The organism is Pseudomonas sp. P7758 (assembly GCF_013386485.1).
Lineage (GTDB): Bacteria > Pseudomonadota > Gammaproteobacteria > Pseudomonadales > Pseudomonadaceae > Aquipseudomonas.
The window spans coordinates 75426-99159 of sequence record NZ_JACARS010000011.1; the positions used below are offsets into that span (position 1 = coordinate 75426).

19 protein-coding genes and 1 other RNA gene are annotated in these 23734 nt (G+C 55.0%); 5 read left to right on the plus strand and 15 right to left on the minus strand.

The window, feature by feature from the left end:
• Positions 1-193: 193 nt before the first annotated feature.
• From drt4 to HX873_RS02420, 3 genes are all read right to left on the minus strand, one after another.
• A complete protein-coding gene (gene drt4 / locus HX873_RS02410; protein WP_177122323.1) occupies positions 194-1876 on the minus strand; it encodes an antiviral reverse transcriptase Drt4 in 1683 nt (560 codons plus the stop codon).
• A 177-nt stretch (positions 1877-2053) separates the two neighbouring features.
• A complete protein-coding gene (locus HX873_RS02415) occupies positions 2054-2923 on the minus strand; it encodes a serine protease (protein WP_177122324.1) in 870 nt (289 codons plus the stop codon).
• 215 nt (positions 2924-3138) lie between these two features.
• Positions 3139-3759 carry a hypothetical protein gene (locus tag HX873_RS02420; RefSeq protein WP_177122325.1) on the minus strand — a complete coding sequence of 207 codons (621 nt, stop codon included), beginning with the start codon at positions 3757-3759 and terminating at the stop codon, positions 3139-3141.
• Positions 3760-4309: 550 nt separating this feature from the next.
• Between HX873_RS02420 and mobI the strand changes: the two genes are divergently transcribed.
• A complete protein-coding gene (gene mobI / locus HX873_RS02425) occupies positions 4310-4771 on the plus strand; it encodes a conjugative transfer protein MobI(A/C) (protein WP_177122326.1) in 462 nt (153 codons plus the stop codon).
• A gap of 383 nt (positions 4772-5154) precedes the next feature.
• Here the strand turns inward: mobI and HX873_RS02430 are convergent, their stop codons facing one another.
• Both HX873_RS02430 and HX873_RS02435 read right to left on the minus strand, forming a co-directional pair.
• Positions 5155-5520, minus strand: a complete 366-nt coding sequence (locus tag HX873_RS02430) for a hypothetical protein (protein WP_177122327.1) — start codon at positions 5518-5520, stop codon at positions 5155-5157.
• A 536-nt stretch (positions 5521-6056) separates the two neighbouring features.
• Positions 6057-7016, minus strand: a complete 960-nt coding sequence (locus HX873_RS02435; RefSeq protein ID WP_177122328.1) for an integrase domain-containing protein — start codon at positions 7014-7016, stop codon at positions 6057-6059.
• A 226-nt stretch (positions 7017-7242) separates the two neighbouring features.
• Between HX873_RS02435 and HX873_RS02440 the strand changes: the two genes are divergently transcribed.
• Positions 7243-7809 (plus strand): recombinase family protein, encoded by a 567-nt coding sequence (locus HX873_RS02440; protein ID WP_177122329.1) that lies wholly within the window; start codon positions 7243-7245, stop codon positions 7807-7809.
• Between the two features lie 233 nt (positions 7810-8042).
• Here the strand turns inward: HX873_RS02440 and HX873_RS02445 are convergent, their stop codons facing one another.
• The 8 genes from HX873_RS02445 to HX873_RS02480 all read right to left on the minus strand — a co-directional run bounded on the left by HX873_RS02445 (position 8043) and on the right by HX873_RS02480 (position 20661).
• Complete coding sequence (locus tag HX873_RS02445; RefSeq protein ID WP_177122330.1) at positions 8043-12116, minus strand: P-loop NTPase fold protein; 4074 nt, start codon at positions 12114-12116, stop codon at positions 8043-8045.
• Positions 12117-12482: 366 nt separating this feature from the next.
• Complete coding sequence (locus HX873_RS02450; RefSeq protein WP_256349557.1) at positions 12483-13052, minus strand: helix-turn-helix domain-containing protein; 570 nt, start codon at positions 13050-13052, stop codon at positions 12483-12485.
• A complete protein-coding gene (locus HX873_RS02455; RefSeq protein ID WP_034115130.1) occupies positions 13045-13284 on the minus strand; it encodes an AlpA family transcriptional regulator in 240 nt (79 codons plus the stop codon). Before HX873_RS02455 ends, HX873_RS02450 begins: the two co-directional genes overlap by 8 nt.
• Before the next feature lie 454 nt (positions 13285-13738).
• The gene (locus tag HX873_RS02460; protein WP_131175363.1) at positions 13739-14944 is read right to left on the minus strand and encodes an integrase arm-type DNA-binding domain-containing protein; all 1206 of its coding nucleotides are present in this window, start codon (positions 14942-14944) and stop codon (positions 13739-13741) included.
• 173 nt (positions 14945-15117) lie between these two features.
• Positions 15118-15511: a transfer-messenger RNA gene (gene ssrA / locus HX873_RS02465) on the minus strand.
• Between the two features lie 103 nt (positions 15512-15614).
• On the minus strand, positions 15615-15899 hold the full coding sequence (locus tag HX873_RS02470; RefSeq protein ID WP_008436825.1) for a hypothetical protein: 285 nt from the start codon (positions 15897-15899) through the stop codon (positions 15615-15617).
• A gap of 186 nt (positions 15900-16085) precedes the next feature.
• A complete protein-coding gene (locus tag HX873_RS02475) occupies positions 16086-18896 on the minus strand; it encodes an FAD-binding and (Fe-S)-binding domain-containing protein (protein WP_177122331.1) in 2811 nt (936 codons plus the stop codon).
• 70 nt (positions 18897-18966) lie between these two features.
• Complete coding sequence (locus HX873_RS02480) at positions 18967-20661, minus strand: lactate permease LctP family transporter (RefSeq protein ID WP_003212243.1); 1695 nt, start codon at positions 20659-20661, stop codon at positions 18967-18969.
• Between the two features lie 261 nt (positions 20662-20922).
• On the opposite strand from HX873_RS02480, the gene HX873_RS02485 reads away from it, so the two are divergent.
• Positions 20923-21690 (plus strand): FCD domain-containing protein, encoded by a 768-nt coding sequence (locus tag HX873_RS02485; RefSeq protein WP_003212240.1) that lies wholly within the window; start codon positions 20923-20925, stop codon positions 21688-21690.
• Positions 21691-21745: 55 nt separating this feature from the next.
• Here HX873_RS02485 and smpB read toward each other — a convergent pair whose 3' ends face one another.
• Positions 21746-22228 (minus strand): SsrA-binding protein SmpB, encoded by a 483-nt coding sequence (smpB, locus tag HX873_RS02490; protein WP_003212238.1) that lies wholly within the window; start codon positions 22226-22228, stop codon positions 21746-21748.
• Between the two features lie 168 nt (positions 22229-22396).
• On the opposite strand from smpB, the gene HX873_RS02495 reads away from it, so the two are divergent.
• Both HX873_RS02495 and HX873_RS02500 read left to right on the plus strand, forming a co-directional pair.
• Positions 22397-22831 carry a type II toxin-antitoxin system RatA family toxin gene (locus tag HX873_RS02495; RefSeq protein ID WP_003212236.1) on the plus strand — a complete coding sequence of 145 codons (435 nt, stop codon included), beginning with the start codon at positions 22397-22399 and terminating at the stop codon, positions 22829-22831.
• Positions 22824-23138 (plus strand): RnfH family protein, encoded by a 315-nt coding sequence (locus HX873_RS02500; RefSeq protein WP_177009217.1) that lies wholly within the window; start codon positions 22824-22826, stop codon positions 23136-23138. The genes HX873_RS02495 and HX873_RS02500 overlap by 8 nt, the downstream gene beginning before the upstream one ends.
• 62 nt (positions 23139-23200) lie before the next feature.
• Here the strand turns inward: HX873_RS02500 and HX873_RS02505 are convergent, their stop codons facing one another.
• Entirely contained in the window at positions 23201-23728 is a 528-nt protein-coding gene (locus HX873_RS02505) for an outer membrane protein assembly factor BamE (RefSeq protein ID WP_003212232.1), read from the minus strand.
• Between the last annotated feature and the right edge of the window lie 6 nt (positions 23729-23734).

The window sequence follows — 23734 nt, forward strand, 5'->3', positions numbered from 1 at the left end:
CGTACTTTTCTGCCATGGAAACCGAAGCCGACTTTTTCAACAGAATCGGCCAAAAGCAGTCGTTGGCAAAGGACTGCTTTCAACCACAATGGACCTCAAGGTTGTAAAGAAAGTCACTGAGGTTCAGCTCTTCACTTCCAAAAAATTGAGCGACTCACTCAATCCGGGCAACGGGGCTCCGTTCTCCGCAGATTCATGCAAAAAGAGACGGTGTTTTAGGAGTAAGTGGTGGTGCTTCAAGTCTTCGCATCCACTGATTGAAGGGCATTGTTTGACCGGGGATTTGGAATGGATTAGAAAGAACGTGGCAGAATTGTTCTGCGTGGCTTGATCTGTCAGCCGGATACAAAAAGGACACGTCGTATTTCTTCAAGAGGGCGAATGTACTCTCAGTTGGATAGGGGTCGTCAATGTGATCATGTAAAAAAAGCTCGTAAAGCAATAGCCAGTTTTGGTCTAGCTCATAGAGCGTTGCGTCGTTGGTAATGCTTAATGCATATTCTTTAACAAGGGCGATGGAGCTGTTGAACTTGCATAGCATTGTGATTGCTGCACAGTCTTTGGAATTAATCACTTCTGTAATTTGATTGACGCCTGGCTCGCGGTTAAGCTGCTTTAAGTAATAAAGAGCCCAGCACATACCATCAGAGCGCCTATGGAGTGCATTGGTTGTAATGATTTTGTTTAGCTTGTCGTGCGTTCCATCTATATCATACGCATCGGATCGAGCATCAATTTTTTCGAGTAGCGGAAGCAGAGCTGGGAAATGCCAAGAGAGATTTAATGCATAGTTAAAAACGGCAACTGCAGTTTCATTACTTGCTCGGGGGGCAATTGCACTGATAGCATACCTGAGTACGCTGCCGTCCGGAGTTTCGTTGTTGAGACGAACGGCAAAATCAAGAAAATTAATTGCTTCGCTAGTGCTTAGTGTGAGTATTCCTTCATTGTCCGTACGTTTGGGGAGAGCGTTGTTTAGCGAAGATGTCCATGGGTCCTGTAAGGGCTCGGGCAATTCCTTGATTGAGGTTTTATTTAAATTTAGAGACAGTCTATATTTTGATAGTTCTTGCCCCAATAATCGGATGAAATTTTGTGCCTCGTCATGCGTTTCGCAGTACGCTGTGTAATCATCGATATACCGTGTAAAAATAAAACCATATTCGTCGAGAACTTTATCAACTCTGCATAAAATTATCTCTACAGCTAAGTTGGAGGCGGCGGGACCTATAGGAAGGCCAGAGGTTTCGTTTCTTTTCGTATTTCTGAATGCGATATCTAGAAGACTACTCCAATGTTTTGGCTTTGCATAAAGATTTTTTTTTGCTTCATCGTATCCTTGGATAGCCCACTCAAGAGAATGAGAGTAAACGGAGCCAAAGCAGTTAGAAATGTCAGTATGGGCACGAAATCGTTTCCCAAAAGTATCTTCAAGGGCGGTATTAGTTCGGGTTTCATGACTCTCGTAGTTCATGATAATCATCCGTCCGTCGATATGTTCTTCTACTCGGATGGCGCTCTGGTTACTGGATGTCAGCTTCGTTATTTCCTCGTAATTGGCCATGATTCTTGTATGCAATCTTGCATAAGCCAGCGGATGTAGTAGAGCCAAGGTGCGAGAAATGTTGTTGTATCGAGTTACGCGGTATTCAACAAGATCAAACCAGTGCTGCTTTCGAGTATCTTGGATAGGTAACTTTGAAAGCTCTACTGCAATTTCCGGAGTAAAACGTCGTGTTGTAAAGCAAGGAGGCAACTCGCTAGCTGCGTCTTTCTGATTTGGAAAGTAATTCCATCTCGTCAAAGCCTCTGAGAAATGTCGCTCAGGAGAAAGACCTAGTGGGATGCTAGTGAAGGGGTTGGTGAATTCTTTCAATTAAATCTCCTTATTCAATCTTTTGCTTATTTGTCGAGGGGGGTGGAAAATACTTTGCTGCCCGGAAGTTAGTATTGATCCCAATCAATATTGCAATTATTTTGAGAAGCTTGTACGTGTTTATCAGACAGGATGAGTGTGGGGTGTCATCGTATAAGTAGGCAGCTTTCTATTAGGTTAAGCTGGTAAAAAAGAATGTTCAAACTTAATTTCTGATGTTTCCGTTTTTCCTATTAATAGTGTTTTTAGATCCAATATTTTCGATGCGTTAATAACATACCCAAGGTTCACCATCTGCGGAATCCGCGGTATTGGGACCGCTGCTGTTGGGACGTTCTGAACAATGATTTCACCTTCAGAGGTGTGAACTGGGCCGCCCCACAGAATGCCAATCAACGCGCTCCGCTTCTTTGACGCGAGGATCTGTCCTGTGGTGTCCGTCAGAGAGAAATGTTCTTTCGTTACAACCGGGCTTCCGCTTGATCCAGGGAAGCAGGCACAATCAATGAGAAACTGTTCTTTGCCATCAAATGGAAGGTTGGGGTCACTTGCAATTATTCCACGTCTAACAATAGGCAGATTGTGTTTGTCGTCGGACAAGCCGATGGGGTAACCGACCATTAATATGTCGTCCGCAACAGAGATCTCATTAAGCTCGGTCTGTGTGATTATGTCGGTTTCGATGAACATATTTCCATATCCGAAAAGCTTTTTGCCCATCAAATCGTTATATATGGGGCCGACGCAGATAGCTGCAAGGTCTATTCTGGGATCTGGATGTTCGATAATCATCTGTTCCAAACCAGATGTTATTAAGTATTCTGCAATACCGCCTCTGGTCTCGTGGTCACCCTGAGCTGATGTGGATATTCGAAGCTTAATGGATTTAGCATCCATCAATACATGTTTGTTAGTGACTAGGATTGGGGCGAGGTTTTCTTTGTCCATCATGAAGCCAAATAAAAAACCCGTTCCACGGGATCCAGAGGCATCTATTTTTATGGTGGTTGTGCTAAGAATATTTTTTTTGATTTTTGAAGGTTTCATACTATCGCTCCTTGAATATTAAGACAGTTAGGTTGTTCTGTAGCCTTGGACTCTCATATTTTATAAGCTATAAGCTATAAGCTTGGAGTGGTTGACTGTGGCGAGTCTAATGTGCTGATAGATAGCGCCGGTCGATATTTCTGACTGCAACCGCGGATGTCAGAAGACAAGTCTATTCTAATAAATAAAGACCTCCCCCTTTTTGTCCTACGTGGTCATCGGTAGATAAATCTTATCTCCTCATGAACCTTCCATTTATCGGCTACGCCTGTGATCGGCGTGATGCTACCAATAGCTACAAGATTGGTAATGGAATGCATAATGTCAGCAAGGGAGAGGACGTTCCGACCGTACTTTTTCGCATGCAGGTCGGCATAGGCCTTAATGTCTGAGAGTTTGGCGATCAAGCCATTATTGATGCCGGCCTGCCACATGGCCATGATGGTTACGGCATCAGTCTCGGTCAACTGGACGCTCAGATTTCGACTAAGGCTACGCAACACCATTAACAGAGCAAACGGAAACGTCCACCAAGTGTTTACTGACTCGAGAGTCAGCGCCCCCCCAGCTATCGTCTCAAGCAACAGACCGAAATCCAGCCTGATATTGCCCGGTTTGGTGCTCTTCCCACCTCCTCTGGCCGACGAGTTCATGACTATCATCTCCATGAACCGCGACTCTTCTTCTGGTGGCGATATCCGTATGGCAGAGTCCATCAGCTTGCGAAGCGCGTCTTCTAGCGCTGTTTCCGGAATACCAGCCGAACGCATTTCTTCTCTGAGCAGCTCCTCGATCTCTGCTTTTTTTTGTTCTTTCCTTGTGTAATCCCAGGCCATAACCCTTCCTTTGGCGTCGAGTGCTTCATCAGGTCGGCACGCTGCTTATTCGATTGGAATGCGTGCGCTGATGGAACGCTATAATTTTGCCATCATTTTGTCCACCACGGCTCTGGGTTAAGTCCACGCGCATTATTCGACCATTGCCTCCGCCGACCTAGGGAGTGGCCCCGAATTTCCTAGGCACTCGATGACGGCTTTTGGCCGCCCTCTACCCGATGCATCGGGCGGGAGTCGGCCAGAAGCAGCCTGCCGCCTGCATCAGCTTTAACAGCCAATATGAGCCCTTCGAGAAAATGCGTTGTGGTGTTTACGAAATCAGGGGCAATTCAGGCTGCCGTCGTCATCTATTGTGCATCCTTTGCACGTTCTGTTTTTCTGCGACTGACATGTCGTCATCCTTAGATCATCTGACACGAGGTAGGATGACAGCCTAAGCCAGTCCACCCACGTTCGGTAGATTTCCGACGGTAGAACGGTCTGAAATCGAATTCCGGGGGCTCAGCGATCGGTCACCATTTTGGCTCTTACAGCAAAGAGAGCCTTGGCCATGAGTAAAGAAGCACAAACGATAGTCACTCTGCTGGATCAGCAGTACGAGCAGCTGCTTGCGGACGCGAGATATCTGGCCGCAAGCTATATGGATGCGTCCATGAAGATATACAAAAAGACCGGGGTTAAATCTGTCGTGGCTGCCGTTTCAATCAAACAAACGAGCCCGAATGCGTACTCGATCTACTGGTGCAAGCTGGTGCCACTGCAAGGGAAACAACACAAGTTTGCGCCCCTGACTATTCCCAAAGGCAACGGCAAGCACAAATACCCGGCTTCCTCGTTCGAGTTTATTAAATCCCCTTACCGTCCCCTCGTTTTGCAGGTTGAGGAGCGTCTTGCTGAGATTCGCAGCATTGCCAGTGAAAATCGTAAGCTGCGTCGGACGTTGGTCGCCTATGAGAAAAAGCTGTCGAGATATCAAGCGCTCGATCATGGAGACCTCTGCTCGGAGGAGTAGAGGCTGAGTGCACTATAAGCAGTGCCGAACGGATCTGAACCGACTTAAATACCCGAAAGCCCCGTGCAGATTGGTCTGACGGGGCTTTCTCATATCAGCAGTGAACTCCGGCGAGACATGCTGCTGCGTTTGGTCAGGGACGGCGACGGGTAAGGGCTATAAGCAGTGTAGGGCGCTACATCTACTCGCTGTCAGCCAGCAGGACCGTGCAGGCGGGGGACGGAGGCCGTATTTGCTATTAGCAGTGACGCTTACGACCAAGTCAGTCGGCCACCTGTGATTGGTATTAGTAGTGAAAGGCTTCACTTTCATAAAATAATCTTTGGTAGGTGCCAGCCTAGCTGGTACACCCGTGTCGCGTAGCGGGTGGTGACGGTAACGCGCTATCCCTCACTGCCTCGCTGCTGTTCGAATGCAATGCGGTTCATTACGCACATGGGAATGGCGTAGCTCTGGATGTTTGTCGTGAGGGCCTCGTTGCCTGCGATTACTATGATGCAGGATAGGCCTCTGCGGAAGCGCATTCCTCGTCCCGAGTAGTTGCGCGGGATGATCTCCCAGGATTCGTCGTCGTAGTAACAACCAACGATTTCTGACCAGTGCAATTGGATGCCCGCGCCCATGATGCCTACAGGGGTTAGGCAGAAAATTTCTACCTGGGTTTCCTGTCCAAGAGGTACAGCGTAAACCCGACCGTTTGGTGCAATGGGTGGGAAGTACTGCCCGTTACCGAGGTGACGAAACTCCATGGTGGTGCTCCGGGTAGATGAGGTCGCTAGGCACTCTCCGGTAGCGTTCGGAAAACCCAAGATCAGATGTTGCCTGTGAGTCGGCGTACAGGTTTTAGCACACTCGCCAGCTAGCTCGCCCCATGGAGTGCGTGCATGTTGCTGATCTAAACGCGCTCCGGTCACTTTCGCTAGGCGGGGAAATTGAAAGCCCTTCCGAATTCATTCCATGACCTCACAGGCTTGGAAAAATACTGCGTATCGCAGCGGTAGGGTGCCTTGCCGATGGATTTGGGTAAGCGCCCGCTGCCAAGGGGCAGCGAGCAGTTTGTTGCAGGTATCTGGTCAGCTCCACTGAAGGCTCAATCGTCGCCGTGCTTCTCGTCCAGATGAGCTGCGACCATATAGCCGATTACACCTGCGATCGTCAGCGTACTGATGACGGCCAGCACGGCATATACAAGCAACTCAAAACGATCCATACCCTGACTCCTTTGATTCCAGGTCTGCCAAGGTTAAAGGCGTCTGATCTAATCCCAAGTCTGCTGTGTGATGGCTTAGCGATTGGTACCGGCAGCTTCCTTCCTCAGGTTGGCTCGGGCACCGACGTACGCATCAGTTTCCCAGATACACAAATTCCCGAGTTCGTAGGCTACGTGATCCCGCGCCTCCAGGTCCTTGACATCGGGAGCGTCCCCACCAAGAACCGGTGCATCATGACCGGACCACTGCTTGTAAAGCTCGCATCCATAGGCTGCTCGGCAATCACAGAAGTTCATTCCATGAGCAAGTAAAATTTCCTCAGCAGCAGGTAATCTGTTCTGCTTCCAGAGCCGCCATGTCTGCTTTGATTGTGGATAGCGATGAACATCTTGGACGGCAGACGCTCTCTCCAAAACGGCGATCTGGTTGGGCATCGCGATGTTAATTGTTCTGCTCGTATATGACCCTTCCTTGCCGCTCTCCAGGGAAATACATTCGTCCCCGTTGACTGCTTCTAGAGCTGCTTGTGCGTCGAAGAAAACAGCTTCACGCAGTGAGATGCCGAGGTGCCGTACTAACATCAACATTACCGCCAGATGCTCTGATAGGCGAGCCCGAACGTCTTCCACTGCGGCTTCAAACTTCGCTTGATCAAGGCTTTGTGGGGCCATAATCCGTGCATGGTTAGGAAAGCTAATGTCAGGTATCACGACTTTCCAATCACCGGTGGTTGCAAGGGCCATCACCGAGCTTACGGTCTCGAGAAAGTTCACGGCGCCTTGCCGCGAGAGATTGCCGTAGTACACCTGGATGCAGAGTTCTTTGCCGTATTGCCGCACCAGTTTTTTATTGACGAGCGCCAGGATATCCACGTCATGAGACTCCTTGGCGTAAATACTGAACTGGGTCCACTGCTGGTCGTGGATTATGGCCTCGTTCTGGCTGAGAAGCCCGCGCCGGACTGCCTCCCTAAGAATTGCCGAACCGGCCCTGGCCAAGTCTCGATCAAAATGTGAGTAGAAACTCTGTTTCATCGTCATTCCTCCATTCAGCTCAGGTGCTGAGCTGCCAAAGGAAATGTTGAGCGAGGAAAAATATCCTGGGGTTCGATTTCGGTCGCTTTCAGCGTCTGAAATTGACGAGCCCACCCGTCCCGTTAACGGTCCTTTATGGCACACCTATTCCAGCTGATCTTTTGGACTTGGGATTTACCGCTTTCCTGTCACTTTTCCCATACCGAAATCAGTGTGAGAAAAACGTATGGGAAAACGGATTGGATACGCCCGAGTTTCGAATGATGATCAGAATCTCGACTTGCAGCGAGATGCACTTGCCCTGGCTGGGTGCTCCGCGGTTTACGAAGAGACCATGAGCGGGAAGTCAGCGGACAGGCCGGAGCTGGTGCATTGCCTCAAGGCTTTGCGCAGCGGGGACACTTTGGTCGTGTGGCGACTGGATCGTCTCGGGCGCTCTCTGCCTGACCTGGTTGGGATCGTCAGTCGCTTAGAGCAGGAGGCGGTGGCCTTCGAGTCCATCAGCGAACGAATCGAAACGACCAGCGCTGCCGGCAAGCTGATATTTCATGTATTCGCTGCGCTGGCAGAGTTCGAGCGCAACTTGATTCGAGAGCGTACTCGCGCAGGACTGGCGGCGGCTCGCGCTCGAGGACGTCAAGGTGGTCGTAAACCTGCGCTGGACGAATCTCAAATCCGAGAAATAAAGGCTTTGCTCAAAGATCCACAGATTCAGGTTAGCAATGTGGCCAAGCGATACGGGGTATCGAGGACAACGCTGTATCGGCACGTCGGCAAGACTGGGCCGAGATAGTTTGCGCCTGGCAGCATACGAAACAGCGACCAACGGATTACGAGTTGCCTAGAGACGCTGCAAGCCCAGTTAAATCGGACGTAGCTTAGCGTATGTGCAGCGAGCCGAAAGTAGCTCCGTAGATGGGTTTCAGCGTAGCTGAGTGAAAATTGGTAAAGCTAGGCAGTTTACTGCGAGCGCACTTTTCTTGCACCGTACTCAAGGGGCGACGGTAGGTGCCCCTTGACTCTGAGCTATCGATTTGTCCAGCGCCTCAATAGCCCCGCCATTGGACGGCTTGTTCCAAAGGCGGTATTGAGAATGTTCAGATCACCATCGGACAAGTCACTAGGTTTGACCTCTTTCAACACCGCTTCGGTACCCAGAACCTTAGCCCAAGCAGCCATGTATCCCTTTGCGGTATCAGACGCCGCATTCGGGAGTTCACGTAGCAGAAGCTTGGCGTAGTCTAGTCTCTCCTCTTGAGTCAGGAAGCGCTTGTTGATTTCAGATCGCAAGGTGTTGACCGCTGCCCACGTAAGTGGGCTATCAGGGATTCTGAGGAGCTCCATCGCTATCTGCGGCATCTCCTTCGACTCTTTAGCATCCTGAGTGACGTGGACTATCTGGCCAAGCACGCGCTTGCGCTGTTCATCGTTGATATCGCTACCTTGCAGCAATGTTTTGAGGTCGCCGAACGCCTCTATTTGAAGTGCGCGACACCACACGGTGAGAGCGAGGTCAGGGTCCTTGAGGTTGCCAAACGAGCCTTTGAACAACACGGCTTTGGTGGCCTCAATGTAGTCCGAAACTGGCAGTTGAGGGATCAATGCGCTCCAGGCTCGCTCTAGCATGTCGACTTGCTGGTCGTTATTGAAATCGATTGCTTCAAGCAAAGTGGCCATCTGGCTGACCGACAGTGCTTGGCTGCCAGAGCTCAGGAAATTTGCCGCCTCCTCGGGCCTTTGCCTCCAAACCAGACATGCCGTTTCAATAAGCTGGGGACGTAGATTGGCGGGCACAAGGCCACCAGCCAACATGCTTTCCATGGAGGCAAGCGTGTGCCGGCCAACGAAGCCTGGGGAAGCGGCGGCTACCTGCTTGGCTTCAGTGAAAAGATTCTGAGGTACATACCCGCTTGGGAGCTGCGCTGGCTTTGGCCATCGTCCGTTGAAATAGCGATGAAGCTGATCAAATGCTTCCTTATTTGTCTTGGCACTGGTGAAGAGCTTCTGAAGCGTTGGGCCAAGAAGGGTAGGTGTCGCATGGAGGAACACTTGCGAGAAGCCCGGAATGATACGTGCGAGGTGACCCTGCCAGTTGTTGACCTTAGAGAGGAGTATCGGCAGCAACTTATCGAGATGGGCCCGTAGGGCTGTATCGCTCCAGTGTTTTGCAGGGATGCTAGACGTAGCGTCTGTGTAGAGCATTCCATCTTGATCATTGAGTTCGGCGCGAGCCACCAAGGCTGTCAAATGATCTGCCAGCGTTTGTTTGTCTTGCTCAGGCAGGAGCTCATAGGATTCGAGTAGAGGGGTACGACATGCGCGTGGGACGTTTTCGAGTGGATAGCTGATCCAGCGTTCTGCGACGCTGCTGAGCGCACGTATGTTATGGACTACGAAGCTGCGGAACACCTCGGCTGCATCCTGATCGCAACCGTCGATACCGCTCAAGCGGACTGCGAATTCGGCGTAGGCTTCGTAGTGCCCATCGTTGAAGCATGCTCGCCGTTCACCGCCAAGGTCTACTAGTAAGCGGAGCGCGCGGTTGTAGTCGAGTGGCACTACTTCGAAGTCGCCTACTCGAAGACTGAACCTGGTTAGGCATTCCAGTAGCTGCTCATCATCAGCATGGAGGACGTGTCGTTCCAGAGCATGGATTACGCATTCAACTAGTTCGGATGCAGAGATGGTCGACAAGTGAGTGACTTGCTGCCATAGCTGCTCACGACTTTCATCTCCCTCGCCTGCCAACTGATCCCATACAACATTAATTCGCGTTGCGGTCTGTTGCAAGTCCAGAGACTCTAGCGGTTCCACGTCGTCGTTCGCTTGCTCCTCAAAAGCGTGGAATGCATTGGTGAGTTGGTCGACATAGGATGCCCCAATTTCAGGCAGAAGTGACGCCTCGTAGCTATCCATCCACTGGTGTAGCTGCATGAAGGGTAGCGTGTAGGAGCCAGAGCCGGTTGAGACGTTCCGTTCGCAGAGCCATTTCAAGAGTTGCTCTTTCGATTGAGCGGGCAAGCCATGAGAACTCATCACGGACAAGGCGATCTCTGTCGCGCCTTTAGCCCTGGTAATTGTTTCCTCCATATTGGGAGCCTGACCAGTCGGCAGGCGCATGGTGCTCACTTTCCCGCTGGTGAGAAGCTCATCTATCAGTACGGAGGCGATGTGTTGTTGGTCAACCGGGTTGGCGACGGAAGTGATTCGACCAATCTTCTCTACGCCGAGAAGGGATCTGAGTTCGCCAGATATGATGATGTCGTTGCTCAGAATACCCAGTATCAAGTCCCGAGTGCGCAGCGGCAGCCGATCAATGATGTCGGCGACCACGCGCATCGCGTTGAACTTGAGCGCTTCCTCAGTGAGGTGGAGCTCGCTGAGCATGCCATGCAGCAGTTGTACCTCCTGGTCGCTTAGGTAGTCGTCGCTGCGGGGGGAGAGGGCTTCCAGGAAGCCTTGAGTATCTCCAGATACCAGGTAGCCGTAAATTCGCGAGGCGTGACCGCCGTACTGGCGGGTAGCAAAATCTTCGGAGAGCAAAAGCAGGCTTTGCAGTGAGTCTGGCCAGTGAATGCCCACTAGGCTAGCGAGAAACCGGCGCAGGTCTCGGCATCCCTCCGCAAGGAGGGTTTTCTCGTTCTCGTCTTGCGTCACGTACCGCTTGAGTACGTGATGCGACTCTAGTGGCTCGTCCTTGATCAGTGTTTGTTTAACCATCAGATTCGTCAGACGCTGCAGCAGTTGCGGATCATCCTGAAGGTCTCGGTAGAAACCTGGAAAGCTAACGCGCGCCGCGCTGAGTGCTCCCAGAGCCACGGGATGTTTGGTTACAGCCCCTTCATGAAGGCCCCCAGGGCGATCACTGCCAATGGCGTCGAGCTCTCGGGCCTTAGCCAGCCACCAAGTTTGAGTAAACGCGTTGACGATCTGAAGTGCATTGCGTGGGTCAGTGACGTTGATGTGAATCATGCGATCCACTACCTGTTCAACCGATGCGCCTTTGTCAGCGATCTCCTTCACTAGATCCGGAAAATCCTTCAGCTTCGAGAGCGCAAACTGCCGCATATCGTTTCGTGGGGGCGGCGGAATTTCGAGCCTGAACTGGAAGATACGGTCGAGATAGCGCCTGGCGTCGGTGGGGTTGAAGATGGAACCAGGTTGCTCTGGATTTCCGCGTCGGCGCGAGAGGGCATCAGCGACCTTGCCTTCGTCGCAGGAGATGACGAACACTAATCCCAGATTTGTTGGAAGCTTGTCAGTTGGAATCTCCATGAAAGTTCTGACGGCGTCTAGGCCCAAGACCATCTCCTCTGCGGAGAGGCGATCAAGGTCGTCCACGAAAATGACGAGGCGCTCGTAGGGAACTGCGTTGCCTTTTGCGGGTTTGAATTTACGTAGCTGCTGTAGCAGCAGTTCCTCGTACTGCTCGGCGCTAACGCTGGGGAGATGCACCCGGGTGATGGTGTTGAATGGGTTGACTGCCGAGGGCTTCATCACCTTGATGAGGTAGGCATAAATGCCGCTGACCGCTCCGATGAACAATGACTGGGCGAGCCCATCATTAAGGGGTAACCACTTCAGGCCGAGCATGATGAAGATGAGATAGGCGATGAAGGCGATCGCGAATGCTGGTACCGGCGCAGCCCAGCTAATCAGATGCTGCTTGGTCAGCTCGCCTATAGGTTTGGTAAGTGACTCCGTATGCGTCACGTTCCGGTAGAGGTCGTCTTGGAGCTTACCTTCGTCACCACCTAGCTCGAGGAATACATGGCGAAGCAATGCTCGCTTAATATCCTGCTCTTTTCCGCCGAAGCGCCAAGCGTTGAATGTGATGCTCTTGAAACGCTGGCTTCGTGGTCGATGTCCGCCTGCCGTTGAGGTGTCGTCAGCCAACGTTCGCGTGTAGAGCTCCTTGATCGAGCTTTTGCCTGTGCCCCAGCCGCCCAGAAGCCCAATACTGAAAGGGGGTTGATGGCCTTCATCTTCGATCAGGCAGCGCAGCGCTTGAGCATAGTGTCGATGCCCGAAAGCATCCTGGTCTTCCGTCTCGATGTGGCGATCGAGAACGGCAGGCATCGAGCGACGAGAGTCTAGCATTCGATCATCCCTAAGCTTATGGCACTTGGCTATCTTCGGGCCGAGCATACTGGGTAGGGCAATTGAAGGCCAGTAATCTCAGGTTTTTGCCGCAACCGAGTCATTTGGCACGTACTTGCTGGGGCTAGACGATTTGGCCACGCCGGAATCGTCGAATCGAGTTGACGGTAGCTGTTCGTAACCCCATACGCTTCGATGCTTCCACTCAGGAGGTTGTGTCGCCTCCTGAGTTTCTCTTTTTTATTTTCTCTGTCTTTTTAGCGGCTCAGCCTGAGCTAGATTCCAACGCGAAGTAGCTCTAGGTGAGCTACTTTGTGATCAATCACAGCTCAGACGGATACGTATCACTCTGAGCTGTGCATAACCTCATTGCGAATTTTTGAGGTGCCTGCGCAGGGTTTCTCGGATACCGGGAGGCAACCGATTGAGGTCGATTTGCAGTGACGAGCTATCGACTTGGGCGTTTCCACCGGCCAGGTTGATTTGTATATTCAGGCGCTCAATGTTCAGTATCTGCGTGCTTGCGAGATCGCCAGCGATCACGGCCTTTTTGAGCTCGGTAGCGGTGTGCTGTGCACGGCTTGGCACGTAGTCCCAGGTTGCTACGGTATGAGGTAGGCCGGCCTCAGTGACCTGAACCTTTTCGCGTAGAGTGTAGTGATTGGATCGGCCGGATTTTGTTTTCGTGATGAGGCCTGCCGTTTCGAGAACCCCCAGTGCCCGTTTGACCTGTGCCAGGCTGACGCCAGACTGCTCAGAGATCCGTTCGATGCCCGGATGCGCCATGCCGGAGTAGTAATTGGCGTGTGCCTTAATGACGGCATAAACCGTAAACGCATGGGGCCCAATTCGGGCGACGTCGCCCTGATCAATCATTGCCCTGAAAACATGGAACCACTGGGTCTGCGCGCGCAGTGGGGCTGATACGTTAGTCATTGTTATACCCCCCGCGGAGCTGCACGCGCGGCCGACTCAGGATCCAGGCAGATATCTCCGTGCTGAGCCAGCCAACCGATCTGCTGCTGCCTAGGTCATATGGAGCAGGGAATTTTCCTGCGGCTATGTCGCGATAGATCGTGGATCTCTTTTTCCCGACAACGAGCTCGACCTCGGGCAGGCGAAGGAAGCGCGGTTCCTCTGGGCTCGGTGCAATAGTTCGTGCTGACATTTGATTGGTGCTCAGACGGTGGCGTTGCAGCGGTCCTCAAGTACTGCAATACGCATATGTGTTGGGAGTGGCGCTCGGATTTTCCTACTGCAAAGCAGGGATGTTTGTCGGGCCTCGTGTTACGGGCCTCCGAGGTTTATTGCCGGCTTCAGCTGTGCGCATGACAGCTGAAGCTGTGTCTTTGGCGTGGGGGAGAGGAAAGACCCTGCTGGTACGGAATAGGAGTCCATACGTTTCTTTAGCAGCCTTGTTGCAGGCGAGCAGGCGCAAAAGGCCTGCGAGATGCTGGCGATACCCCGATGAGGCGGCCAGAAAGCCCATTTGAGCGGATGGATTTCGGATTCTTAACGCCGTAACCGGGGCAGCGTGACGATCCCATGGCGTCCTATGAACGTCCGAGGGATGCCTGATTTTTACCAAGCGGGAATCGGTAGTGCAAGCCCAGGCAGTGAGCTCAGGCCTTGATCGCATCTAGGTAATCTGACCAGCGCTGCATCATGTCGCGTCGCTCTGGCAGAAATGACGTTCGGTCGTAGGCCCGTCCCAACGGATTTTTTACCGTGTGAGCAAGCTGATGCTCCAGGAGATCGGGGCGAAATCCCAGCACCTCAGCTCCTATGGTTCTCGCTGTTGCACGAAAGCCGTGCCCAGTCATTTCGTCGCCGCTGATGTCCATGCGGCGTAACGCGCTGAGAACGGCATTGTTGGACATCGGTCGGTCGCCTCCTCGGGCCGAGGGGAAGGTATACCGATGCCTGCCGGTGAGCGGTTTCAGTTCGCGTAGAACAGCGACTGCTTGTTGGCTGAGGGGAACCAGGTGATCTGGGCGATCCTGTTTGGTAGCAGTTAGCCCTTTCATCTTGTGACCAGGAATCAACCACTCGCCAGCATCCAGATTGACCTCCGACCATTCCATATGTCGAAGGTCTCCGGGCCGGCAGAACAGCAACGGGGCCAGTTTTAAGGCACAACAGACAGGCATTGTTCCGCTGTAGCTATCTAGTGCTTTAAGCAGTGCGCCGAGTTTTTCAGGATCGGTCACGGCAGCAAAATGTTTCACCCGCTTGGCTGGGAGCGTACGTGAGAGATTGCCAATCTGGTTGGGTGGGGTGATACCGGCAGCTTCGGCGAACTCGAAAATCTGTTTGTAGATTTGGGCTACACGGCGTGCCGTCTCGCGAGCACCGCGCTTGATGATGCGCTGGAGGTTTTCGACAAGCATGGGCGTGCTGATGCTGCTGACTGGTAGCTTTCCCAGCCAGGGGTAGGCATTGAGCTCCAGGCGCTGCCGTACAGTGCGGGTGTACTCCGGATCCCAGGATGACTCGCGAATAGTGAGCCATTGCTTAGCGACCGATTCAAAGGTGTGCTGGTGATCAAGCTGGCTGACCACCTTGGCCATGCGTCTTTGCAGCGAAGGGTCTTGGCCACCTGCAAGCTGGACACGAGCATCGTCACGTTTGCGCCGGGCCTCCTGCAAGCCGACCTCTGGATAAACACCAAGCGCCAGGCGTTTTTCCTTTCCCAGAAAACGGTACTTCAAGCGCCAGTAACGGCCTCCGTTGGGCTGTACTTCCAGGTACAAGCCCTGTTCGTCATACAGGCGGTACGGCTTGTCCTGGGGCTTGGCGTTGCGGCAGTTGGTGTCTTTCAGGGGCATTGGGGGCACATCCTCTCCGAGCGAGCTGATGAGCGTTTTATGCCCCCATATATGCCCCCGTCAACCGTGGGATGCCCTGGGATTTGGTGGGAAAACGCGGGCAAGAAAAAAGCCGTAAAGCTTTGATTTATCTAGGCTTTACGGCTTTTCTGGGTCTTCCTGGGAAGACAAAATGGTGGAGCCGGGGGGATTTGAACCCCCGTCCGCCAGTACTCCGCTGTCGGTACTACATGCGTAGCCGTTTCTATTAAGTTAACCCTCAGCGACCCGAAGGGCAGGGTGCTTTGGGCGAGTTGTGTAAGTTTTAGCCGCTTCGTCCACAACGTACTGCACGGCGATTCTGTTCTATATGACAATCACTTTGGGTTTACAGACATCCCCTGATGATTGCTGGACCCGAAGGTACCAGGAGGGAAGGGCTAAGGCTGCTTACGCAGCGAGAGCGTATTCCCCGTAGGTTTCGTCATTGGCAACTATAAGAAGTTGCAACAGTGGATTTACGAGTTCTGTTACCAACTCGGCATGCACCTAAAGTTTCGCAACCGGCGTCGAATCCTAAACGGCCCCGTGCTTGTAACTCGTTGTTTCTTAGTGAGCGACAAGCCTGTGCAGTGTACGTCAATCGGTCACAGAAGGCCAACCCGAAGGTTGGCCTCGGGCAATCAGCGAGTTACTGATTGCCGCCTTTGTCCGAGTCTTGCAGGCTTTGCAGGGCCTTGGAGGTGATCTCGATGCATTTCTTGTCATCGCCTGCCGCATGGGCTGCCTTGGCTTGGGAAACGGCGGTGTCGATTTCGCCAGATTTGCCGCTGGTGTCGGTGGCGAGCAACGCTTTACCGTTGTTGATTTTGTCCAGGTTGATTTGGCACAGATCGTCTTTTGTTCCGGCCGCAAACGCGGGGGAGGCCAGCATCGCAGCGGTAATGAACAAACCAGCAAGAGCGGAACGCTTCATGGGTATCTCCTTGTGCAAATAGGGCTCGATGCTGCCGGTTTTTCGTGCAGCCAGCGAGGTCACTGATGAGCCTCGTTTGTCGAGGCCTATGCAGATGACTACGCCGGCGCGCAGGGGTTCTGTTTTGTCGCTGGATTAGTCGAAAAACCCCGAAATCATTAGGTTTTGCACCCAAAGAGGGCGGCCCTAGTGGGCGCGCGCCTGGGTTACTCGATCCACCAGGTACACCAGGCCGTGGTAATCAATTCCACCGTGTTGTGTCAGGCCAATCTCACACGTACGGCTGGTGGAGATGCCTTCGCTGCAATATTGCACGGCGTCTTTGAGGCTGCGCAGTGAGTGCGCATTCAGCTCCGGCGTGGTGAAGCCTTTGTCGCCGGCAAACCCGCAGCAGTGAATGCCTTCGGGGATCACCACGTTTTTGCTGCACTGCCTGGCCAGGTCGATCAGCGCCTGGCTCTCTCCCAGGTGTTGGGTGCTGCAGGTGACGTGCACGGCGATCGGGGCTTCCTGGGGGGTGAAGTCGAGGCGGTCCATCAGGTGCGTGCGGATAAAGCGTACCGGGTCGTAGAGGTCGAGACGGGTTTCGGCCAGGTCCTGGACCAGGCGCAGGGTGCACGGGCTGGTGTCGCAGTAGATCGGGTCGAGGCCGCCACGGCTGGCGTGGAGCAGGGCGCCGATCAGTTCCTGGCGTTTGTGTTCGGCTTGTTCGGCGTAGCCCTTGGATGCGAATGGTTGGCCGCAGCAGAGGTTGTCCTGATTGTCGGGGAAGACTACCTGATAACCGGCTTTTTCCAGCAGGCCGCGGGTTTTGTCGTACAGCGACATCTGTTCCTTGTCACCGGCTGCTGGGCCCATCGCGCGTGAGACGCAGGCGGCGAGGTACACCACGCGGGGGCGCTCATCGCTCACGGCGGGGCTGAAGCGAATGGCCTTTTCCGGTTGCGGCATGGCGTTGGTCCACTGGGGGATTTGCCCCTTGGACAGCCGGGTTACCGTGGCCGAGAGCTTCGCCAGTCGCGGAGCGCCCAGCAGCATGCGCGCACCGTTGGCCACGTGCAGGGTGAAGCGCGCACCTTGCAGTGCCGTGGCGAAGTGCGTCGACAGCCATTCGGCGGTTTTCGTACGGTCGGCGTCGCGGCTGCGCAGCTTTTTCACCAGGTCGCCGGTATTGATGCCTACCGGGCAGCGTTGGGCGCAAAGCCCGGTGGCCGCGCAGGTGTCGATGCCTTGGTATTGATAGGCCGCTTCCAGTTCAGTGGTGTCGAGACCGGCGCGTTTCCTGGCCTGGATATCGCGCCAGATCACAATGCGCTGGCGCGGGCTCAGGGTCAGTCCTTTCGACGGGCAAACCGGTTCGCAGAAACCGCACTCGATGCACTTATCCACAAGCTCGTCGGCGGCGGGCAGTGGCTTGAGGTGCTTGAGGTGGATTTGCGGGTCGTCGCTGAGCACCACGTCCGGGTTGAGAATGCCGTTGGGGTCGAGCAGGCGCTTGAGCTGCCACATCAATTGGTAGGCATCGCTGCCCCATTCCAGCTCGACAAAGGGCGCCATGTTGCGACCGGTACCGTGCTCGGCCTTCAGCGAGCCGCCAAACTCCACGGCCACCAACTGGGCGACGTCGTCCATGAACGCCTGGTAGCGTGCGACTTCTTGCGCGCTGTTGAAGCCTTGAGTGAAGACGAAGTGCAGATTGCCTTCCAGGGCGTGTCCGAAAAGGATCGCTTCGTCGTAGTGATGTTTGTCGAACAGCTCGATCAGGCGATTAACGCCAATGGCCAGTTGTTCCACCGGGAAGGTCACGTCTTCGATAATCACGGTGGTGCCGGTTTTACGCACGGCGCCCACGGCGGGGAAGGTGTCTTTGCGAATCGCCCACAGGCGCGCGTTTTCCACCGGGTCTTCGGTGAAGTCGACTTGTTTCTCCACTGGGAAGCTGGCCAGGGAAGCCATGATCAGCGCCAGTTGCTCATGCAGCAGCGAGGGCGAGGCGGCGCGGGATTCGATCAGCAGGGCGCAGGCATTTTCCGATAGCTGCTGTACGAAAGCCGGCATGCCGGGTTTGTCCTGCACCGAACGCATGCTACGGCGGTCCAGTAGTTCAACCGCTGAAACAGGTTGGGTTTTGAGTACGGTCACCGCGTTGCAGCAGGTTTCCACATCGGGGAACACGATCAGGGCCGAGGCTTTGTTCGGGTGGTCGATCACCGTGTCGTAGGTCACTGCGCTGATAAAGCCCAGGGTGCCTTCGGAGCCGACCAGCAAATGGCTTAGGATATCCAGTGGCTCGTCGAAATCCACCAGGGCGTTGAGTGACAACCCGGTGGTGTTTTTCAGGCGGTATTTGTGGCGGATTTTTGCAGCCAATTCGGCGTTGGCCCGGGTTTCTCGACCGAGTGCCGCCAGGCGGTCAAGCAGGTCGCCGTGACGTTGGCGAAAGGCTGAAACACTGGCCGGATCTTCGGTGTCCAGGCGGCTGCCGTCGGCCAGCACCAAGCGAATTCCTGCGAGGGTGTGATAGGTATTCTGGGCCGTGCCGCAGCACATGCCGCTGGCATTGTTGGCGACGATGCCGCCAATTTTGCAGGCATTGATCGACGCCGGGTCCGGGCCGATCTTGCGCCCGAACGGTGCCAGCCAGGCGTTGGCCTGCGCCCCGATCACGCCGGGCTGCAGACGAATTTGTGTGCCCTGGCCGCGAATCTCACGCCCGTTCCAATTGTCCCCCAGCACGATCAGTACCGAGTCGCTGATGGCCTGTCCCGAAAGGCTGGTGCCCGCCGCACGAAAGGTCACCGGCACGCGATCGCGTTGAGCCAGTTGCAGCAGCGCCACCACCTCATCTTCCGACTCAACACGGATTACCAGTTGTGGGATCAGTCGGTAAAAGCTGGCGTCGGTGCCGAAGGCGAGGGTGGAAAGTGGATCGTCGAAACGACGATCTTTCGGGATCAGTTGTGCGGCGTCGCTCAGAAAAGCAGCAGGCAGGCTCATCGGTCCTCCAGAAATAGCTGACGCCGGAATCGCTGTCCGGCGTCGGTTCTTACCCTATTACGTGCAGGTCTCAGTGCACCAGCATACCGGTGAACCAGTAGGCCTGGGCCAAGGTGATCAGCCCGACGATCGTCGCGAAAAACAGGCTGTGCTTGAGGGTAAAGCGGAACAGGTCGGATTCCTTGCCCACCAGGCCAGTCGCGGCGCATGCCACGGCGATCGACTGCGGCGAGATCATCTTGCCGGTCACGCCGCCGCTGGTGTTCGCCGCTACCAACAAGGTGTCGTTGACGCCGATCTGGTGCGCGGTAGTGGCTTGCAGCGAGCTGAACAGCGCGTTGGACGAGGTGTCGGAGCCGGTCAGAAACACGCCGAGCCAGCCAAGGAATGGCGAGAAGAACGGGAATGCCGCGCCGGTAGCCGCCAGCACCAGGGCCATGGTTGATGACATGCCCGAATAGTTGGTGACGAAGGCAAAGGCCAGCACCATGCCGATGGAAAGGATCGGCCAGCGCAGCTCATAAAAGGTTTCTTTCAAGGTGGTCAGACCAGTTTTGAAATCAATCTTCAGCACCAGCATCGATACCAGGGCGGAGAAGAAAATCGCCGTGCCGGTAGCGGAAATCGGATCAAGCTTGAATACCGCCGGGATGGCTGTCGGGGTGGCAACGATGGGCGCAACCTTGATCACCAGTTGATCCAGGTGCGGGATCGCAAAGTTGAATACCGAGCTGTACATCGCGCCGCCGGCGGCGAACATCGCCTTGAACGGCTTGAGGGTCCAGATGGTGACCAGCACGGTCAGGATCAGGAACGGCGACCAGGCCTTGAAAATTTCCCCCAGGCTGTAAGGCGAAGCCAGGGTGTTGCGAGGCAGGCCAAAGCCACCGGCGCTGGCAGTGACGGCAGTGCCGGACGTTGCGCCAACGATTTGCGCGCCGGCACTGCGCTTGGGCTGCCAGACTTTCAGGAACAGGGTCAGGGAAATCAGGCTGGCCAGGGCCGAGGTGATGTCCGGCAGTTCAGGCCCGATGTAGTTCGAGGTGAAGAACTGGGTAACGGCGAAGCTCAGGCCCGCAACCAGCGCGGCAGGCCAGGTTTCCTTGACGCCGCGCAGCCCGTCCATCATGAACACCAGCCAGAACGGCACGAACAACGACAGCAGCGGCAATTGGCGACCGGCCATGGCGCCGATCTTGAACGCGTCGATCCCGGTCACCTGCCCGGCCACGATGATCGGAATCCCCAGTGCGCCGAACGCAACGGGGGCGGTGTTGGCAATCAGGCACAAGCCGGCGGCATACAGCGGGTTGAAACCCAGGCCTACCAGCAGTGCGGCAGTAATCGCCACCGGTGCGCCGAAACCGGCGGCGCCTTCCAGGAACGCGCCGAAGCAGAAGCCGATCAGCAGCACTTGCAGGCGCTGGTCGTCGGTAATCGACAGCACGGAGCTGCGGATGATTTCGAACTGGCCGCTCTTGACCGTCAGTTTGTACAGGAATACGGCGGCGACGATGATCCAGGCGATGGGCCATAGGCCGTAGGCGAAGCCATAACCGGCGGCGGCGAGCGCCATGTCGACCGGCATCTGGAAGGCAAAGATCGCCACCAGGATCGACAGTGCCAGGGTGATGCTGCCCGCAACGTGGCCTTTGAGGCGAAACACCGCCAGGGCCAGGAAGAAAAATACGATGGGAATGACGGCGGCCAGTGCGGACAGGCCGAGGCTGCCGAGCGGGCTGTAGAGCTGTTGCCAGGTTTGCATATGGGGTGGCCCCTAATTGTTGTTGGTCAGGCACTGCTTGGATGATTTGGGTAATTGGTATTACCAATTTACAATCACCGTTGGCTAGGTTAAAAGCCTTCTGGGGGATGTGTCAATTTGCCGCTTGTGAATCTTTGGTCGTAGGTCGGGGTTGGTGGGGGCTGATTGGCTTAAACGAGGGCGTTCTGATAGGTGCCGGATACTCGGCGATAGGCCAGAATAGGGGCCCCGGCGAGTGGTCGGGATGGTGGAGAGTGAGTTATGGGGTTTGATCAGGTGCGTCAGCGCCGTTTGTCTGACGACATCGTCGAGCAGCTTGAGGGTATGATCCTTGAGGGCACGCTGAAGTCGGGCGAGCGCTTGCCGGCCGAGCGCGCACTGGCCGAGCAGTTCGGGGTGTCGCGGCCGTCGTTGCGTGAGGCGATCCAGAAGCTGGTGGCAAAAGGTTTGCTGATCAGTCGCCAAGGTGGTGGCAATTATGTGGTGGAGTCGCTGGGTTCAACCTTCAGTGATCCGCTGCTGCATCTGCTGGAAAATAATCCGGAGGCTCAGCGTGATCTTCTGGAGTTTCGTCAGACCCTGGAGGCCTCGTGCGCGTATTACGCAGCGTTGCGTGCCACTGAGGTGGACCGCGAGCGGCTAACGGCAGCGTTCGAGGAGTTGCAGGATTGCTACACGCGGTCGGATGAAGTGAGCCGGGCGGAAGAGGGCGCGGCGGATGCGAGGTTTCACCTGGCCATCGCCGAGGCCAGCCATAACGCGGTATTGCTGCACACCATTCGCGGCCTGTTCGACCTGCTCAAGCGCAACGTGGTGACCAACATTGGTGGCATGTATCAGCAGCGTACGGAGACCCGCGACATGCTGATCAATCAGCATCGGGACCTGTACCTGGCGATTATCGAGGGGCGTGCCGAGCAGGCACGGGAAGTCTCAACACGTCACCTGCTGTATGTGCAGGAAGTGCTGGAGGAAGTGCGGCAGGAGGTTCAGCGCATGGCCCGGGCGGAACGGCGCAAAGGGATGTAGCAAATGCTGTGGATGAGGGAGCGGGCTCCGTCATCCACATCAAGTCACAAGAAAGTCAGTCTTCCTTGCCCTTGTTGCGCACGGCACGCTGCAATTCCCGGTTGGAATCGCGCTCGCGCTCGGTATCACGCTTGTCGTATTCCTTCTTGCCCTTGCCCAGTGCGATCTCGCACTTGACCAGGTGCTTGCTCCAGTACCACGACAGGCAGACACAGGCGTAGCCCTTTTGCTGCACGGCGGCGTGGAGCTTTTCCAGCTCGCGGGCATTGAGCAACAGCTTGCGCGTGCGCACCGGGTCGGCGATCACGTGGGTGCTCGCGGTCATCAGCGGCGTGATATGACTGCCGAGCAGCCATGCCTCGCCGTCTTTGAGCAGCACATAACTGTCGACCAGCTGCAGCTTGCTGGCACGCAGACTTTTTACTTCCCAGCCGGCCAGGACCAGACCAGCCTCGAAACGATGTTCGATGAAGTAATCGTGTCGCGCCTTTTTATTTTGCGCGATGGTCCCTGTTGGGTGTTTCTTTTGTTTAGCCATAGGGGCGGCATTATAGGGAGTTGCGAGCGCGTCGGCTACGGTCAACCTGCGTGCTTGAGCGTGTTGAATGAATCCCGGACAATGCAGGCTGGTTTTTGATTTTTTTCTTTCGCGAATCCTGTTGTCCTTTCGCGATGTTTGCCGCTCAGCTGTGGAAATAACGCTCACATGACGACGCATATTCAACGTTCGGCCCTGCTGCCTTATCCGGCACAGGCGCTCTATGACCTGGTCAACGACGTGGCGCGTTACCCGGAGTTCCTGCCTTGGTGTTCGACTGCCGAGGTGTTGGAGAGCAGTGATGAGCACATGGTTGCCAGCGTGGGGGTGGCAAAGGGCGGCTTGAGCCAGCACTTTGTCACGCGCAACACGCTGGTGCCCGGGCAGTCCATCGAGATGAATCTCGAAGAAGGTCCGTTCACTCAGTTGCACGGTGTGTGGGTGTTCAAGGCGTTGAACGAGAAAGCCTGCAAGATCAGCCTGGACCTGTCGTTCGACTATGCCGGCCCTATCGTGCGTGCCACCCTGGGGCCACTGTTCAATCAGGCGGCGAATACTCTGGTGGACGCGTTTTGCCAGCGCGCCAAGCAAATGCATGGCTGAGCCATTGGTTGAAATCGAGGTGGTGTACGCCGCGGTGGATCGCCAGGTGTTGATGAGCCTGGCAGTAGCACCGGGCTCAACCCTCAGGGCCGCAGTGTTGGGCTCGGGGATGGCTGCGCAATTTCCTGAGCTGAATCTGCAGGATTGCCCCTTGGGGATTTTCGGCAAGGTGGTGGCAGACGCTGACGTGCGTGTGGTGCAGGCTGGAGACCGAATCGAGATCTATCGGCCATTGCTGGCAGATCCGATGGAGATACGTCGCTTGCGTGCGGCCAAGGCTGCCAAGGCAAAACAGCAGAATTCATAGCTTGAGAAACGGCAGACAACAAAAAGCCCGGCATGCCGGGCTTTTTATCGAGCGTTACAAACTTACTGCGGGCTGGCGTCCAGAGGTTCTGGAGTTGGCACCGGAACGGTTTGTACGCCGTCGACGCCTTTCTGGATCTCGTCCAGCAAGGAGCCAGGCTTGGCCGGTACCTCGGACTTGGGCTTCTCCTCGTTCTGCGCGGGCGCAGGAGCGGTGGTGCCGTTGTCCTTGCCCAGCAAGGCTTCATCGCGGCTTACGCCCGGTTTGAAGTCCCCCGACAGGCTGACGAGCTGGTCATTGCCATTGAAGATGACACTGACCCGCTCCTGCTGGCGTTCACCGCCACCAGGTTGGATGCTATAGAGATAATCCCAGCGATCGGCATGGAATGTGTCGGTCAGCAGGGGATTGCCCATGATAAACCGTACTTGCCGTCGGGTCATTCCCGGGCGTAACTGGTCTATCATGTCCTGCGTGACGACATTGCCCTGCTGGATGTCGATTTTGTAAACCCCGGGGAATGAACAACCGGCGAGTGCGAGCAGTCCCACAAAGGTGAAACTGGTTAGCAAGAGCTTGGTGTTTTGCATCGGTGG

What these genes read in the sequence shown, in the direction of transcription:
- HX873_RS02415 (WP_177122324.1), bottom strand. Translation starts at nt 2,923, where the DNA reads ATGAAACCTTCAAAAATCAAAAAAAATATTCTTAGCACAACCACCATA.
- HX873_RS02420 (WP_177122325.1), bottom strand. Translation starts at nt 3,759, where the DNA reads ATGGCCTGGGATTACACAAGGAAAGAACAAAAAAAAGCAGAGATCGAG.
- mobI (WP_177122326.1), top strand. Translation starts at nt 4,310, where the DNA reads ATGAGTAAAGAAGCACAAACGATAGTCACTCTGCTGGATCAGCAGTAC.
- HX873_RS02430 (WP_177122327.1), bottom strand. Translation starts at nt 5,520, where the DNA reads ATGGAGTTTCGTCACCTCGGTAACGGGCAGTACTTCCCACCCATTGCA.
- HX873_RS02435 (WP_177122328.1), bottom strand. Translation starts at nt 7,016, where the DNA reads ATGAAACAGAGTTTCTACTCACATTTTGATCGAGACTTGGCCAGGGCC.
- HX873_RS02440 (WP_177122329.1), top strand. Translation starts at nt 7,243, where the DNA reads ATGGGAAAACGGATTGGATACGCCCGAGTTTCGAATGATGATCAGAAT.
- HX873_RS02445 (WP_177122330.1), bottom strand. Translation starts at nt 12,116, where the DNA reads ATGCTAGACTCTCGTCGCTCGATGCCTGCCGTTCTCGATCGCCACATC.
- HX873_RS02450 (WP_256349557.1), bottom strand. Translation starts at nt 13,052, where the DNA reads ATGACTAACGTATCAGCCCCACTGCGCGCGCAGACCCAGTGGTTCCAT.
- HX873_RS02455 (WP_034115130.1), bottom strand. Translation starts at nt 13,284, where the DNA reads ATGTCAGCACGAACTATTGCACCGAGCCCAGAGGAACCGCGCTTCCTT.
- HX873_RS02460 (WP_131175363.1), bottom strand. Translation starts at nt 14,944, where the DNA reads ATGCCCCTGAAAGACACCAACTGCCGCAACGCCAAGCCCCAGGACAAG.
- HX873_RS02470 (WP_008436825.1), bottom strand. Translation starts at nt 15,899, where the DNA reads ATGAAGCGTTCCGCTCTTGCTGGTTTGTTCATTACCGCTGCGATGCTG.
- HX873_RS02475 (WP_177122331.1), bottom strand. Translation starts at nt 18,896, where the DNA reads ATGAGCCTGCCTGCTGCTTTTCTGAGCGACGCCGCACAACTGATCCCG.
- HX873_RS02480 (WP_003212243.1), bottom strand. Translation starts at nt 20,661, where the DNA reads ATGCAAACCTGGCAACAGCTCTACAGCCCGCTCGGCAGCCTCGGCCTG.
- HX873_RS02485 (WP_003212240.1), top strand. Translation starts at nt 20,923, where the DNA reads ATGGGGTTTGATCAGGTGCGTCAGCGCCGTTTGTCTGACGACATCGTC.
- smpB (WP_003212238.1), bottom strand. Translation starts at nt 22,228, where the DNA reads ATGGCTAAACAAAAGAAACACCCAACAGGGACCATCGCGCAAAATAAA.
- HX873_RS02495 (WP_003212236.1), top strand. Translation starts at nt 22,397, where the DNA reads ATGACGACGCATATTCAACGTTCGGCCCTGCTGCCTTATCCGGCACAG.
- HX873_RS02500 (WP_177009217.1), top strand. Translation starts at nt 22,824, where the DNA reads ATGGCTGAGCCATTGGTTGAAATCGAGGTGGTGTACGCCGCGGTGGAT.
- HX873_RS02505 (WP_003212232.1), bottom strand. Translation starts at nt 23,728, where the DNA reads ATGCAAAACACCAAGCTCTTGCTAACCAGTTTCACCTTTGTGGGACTG.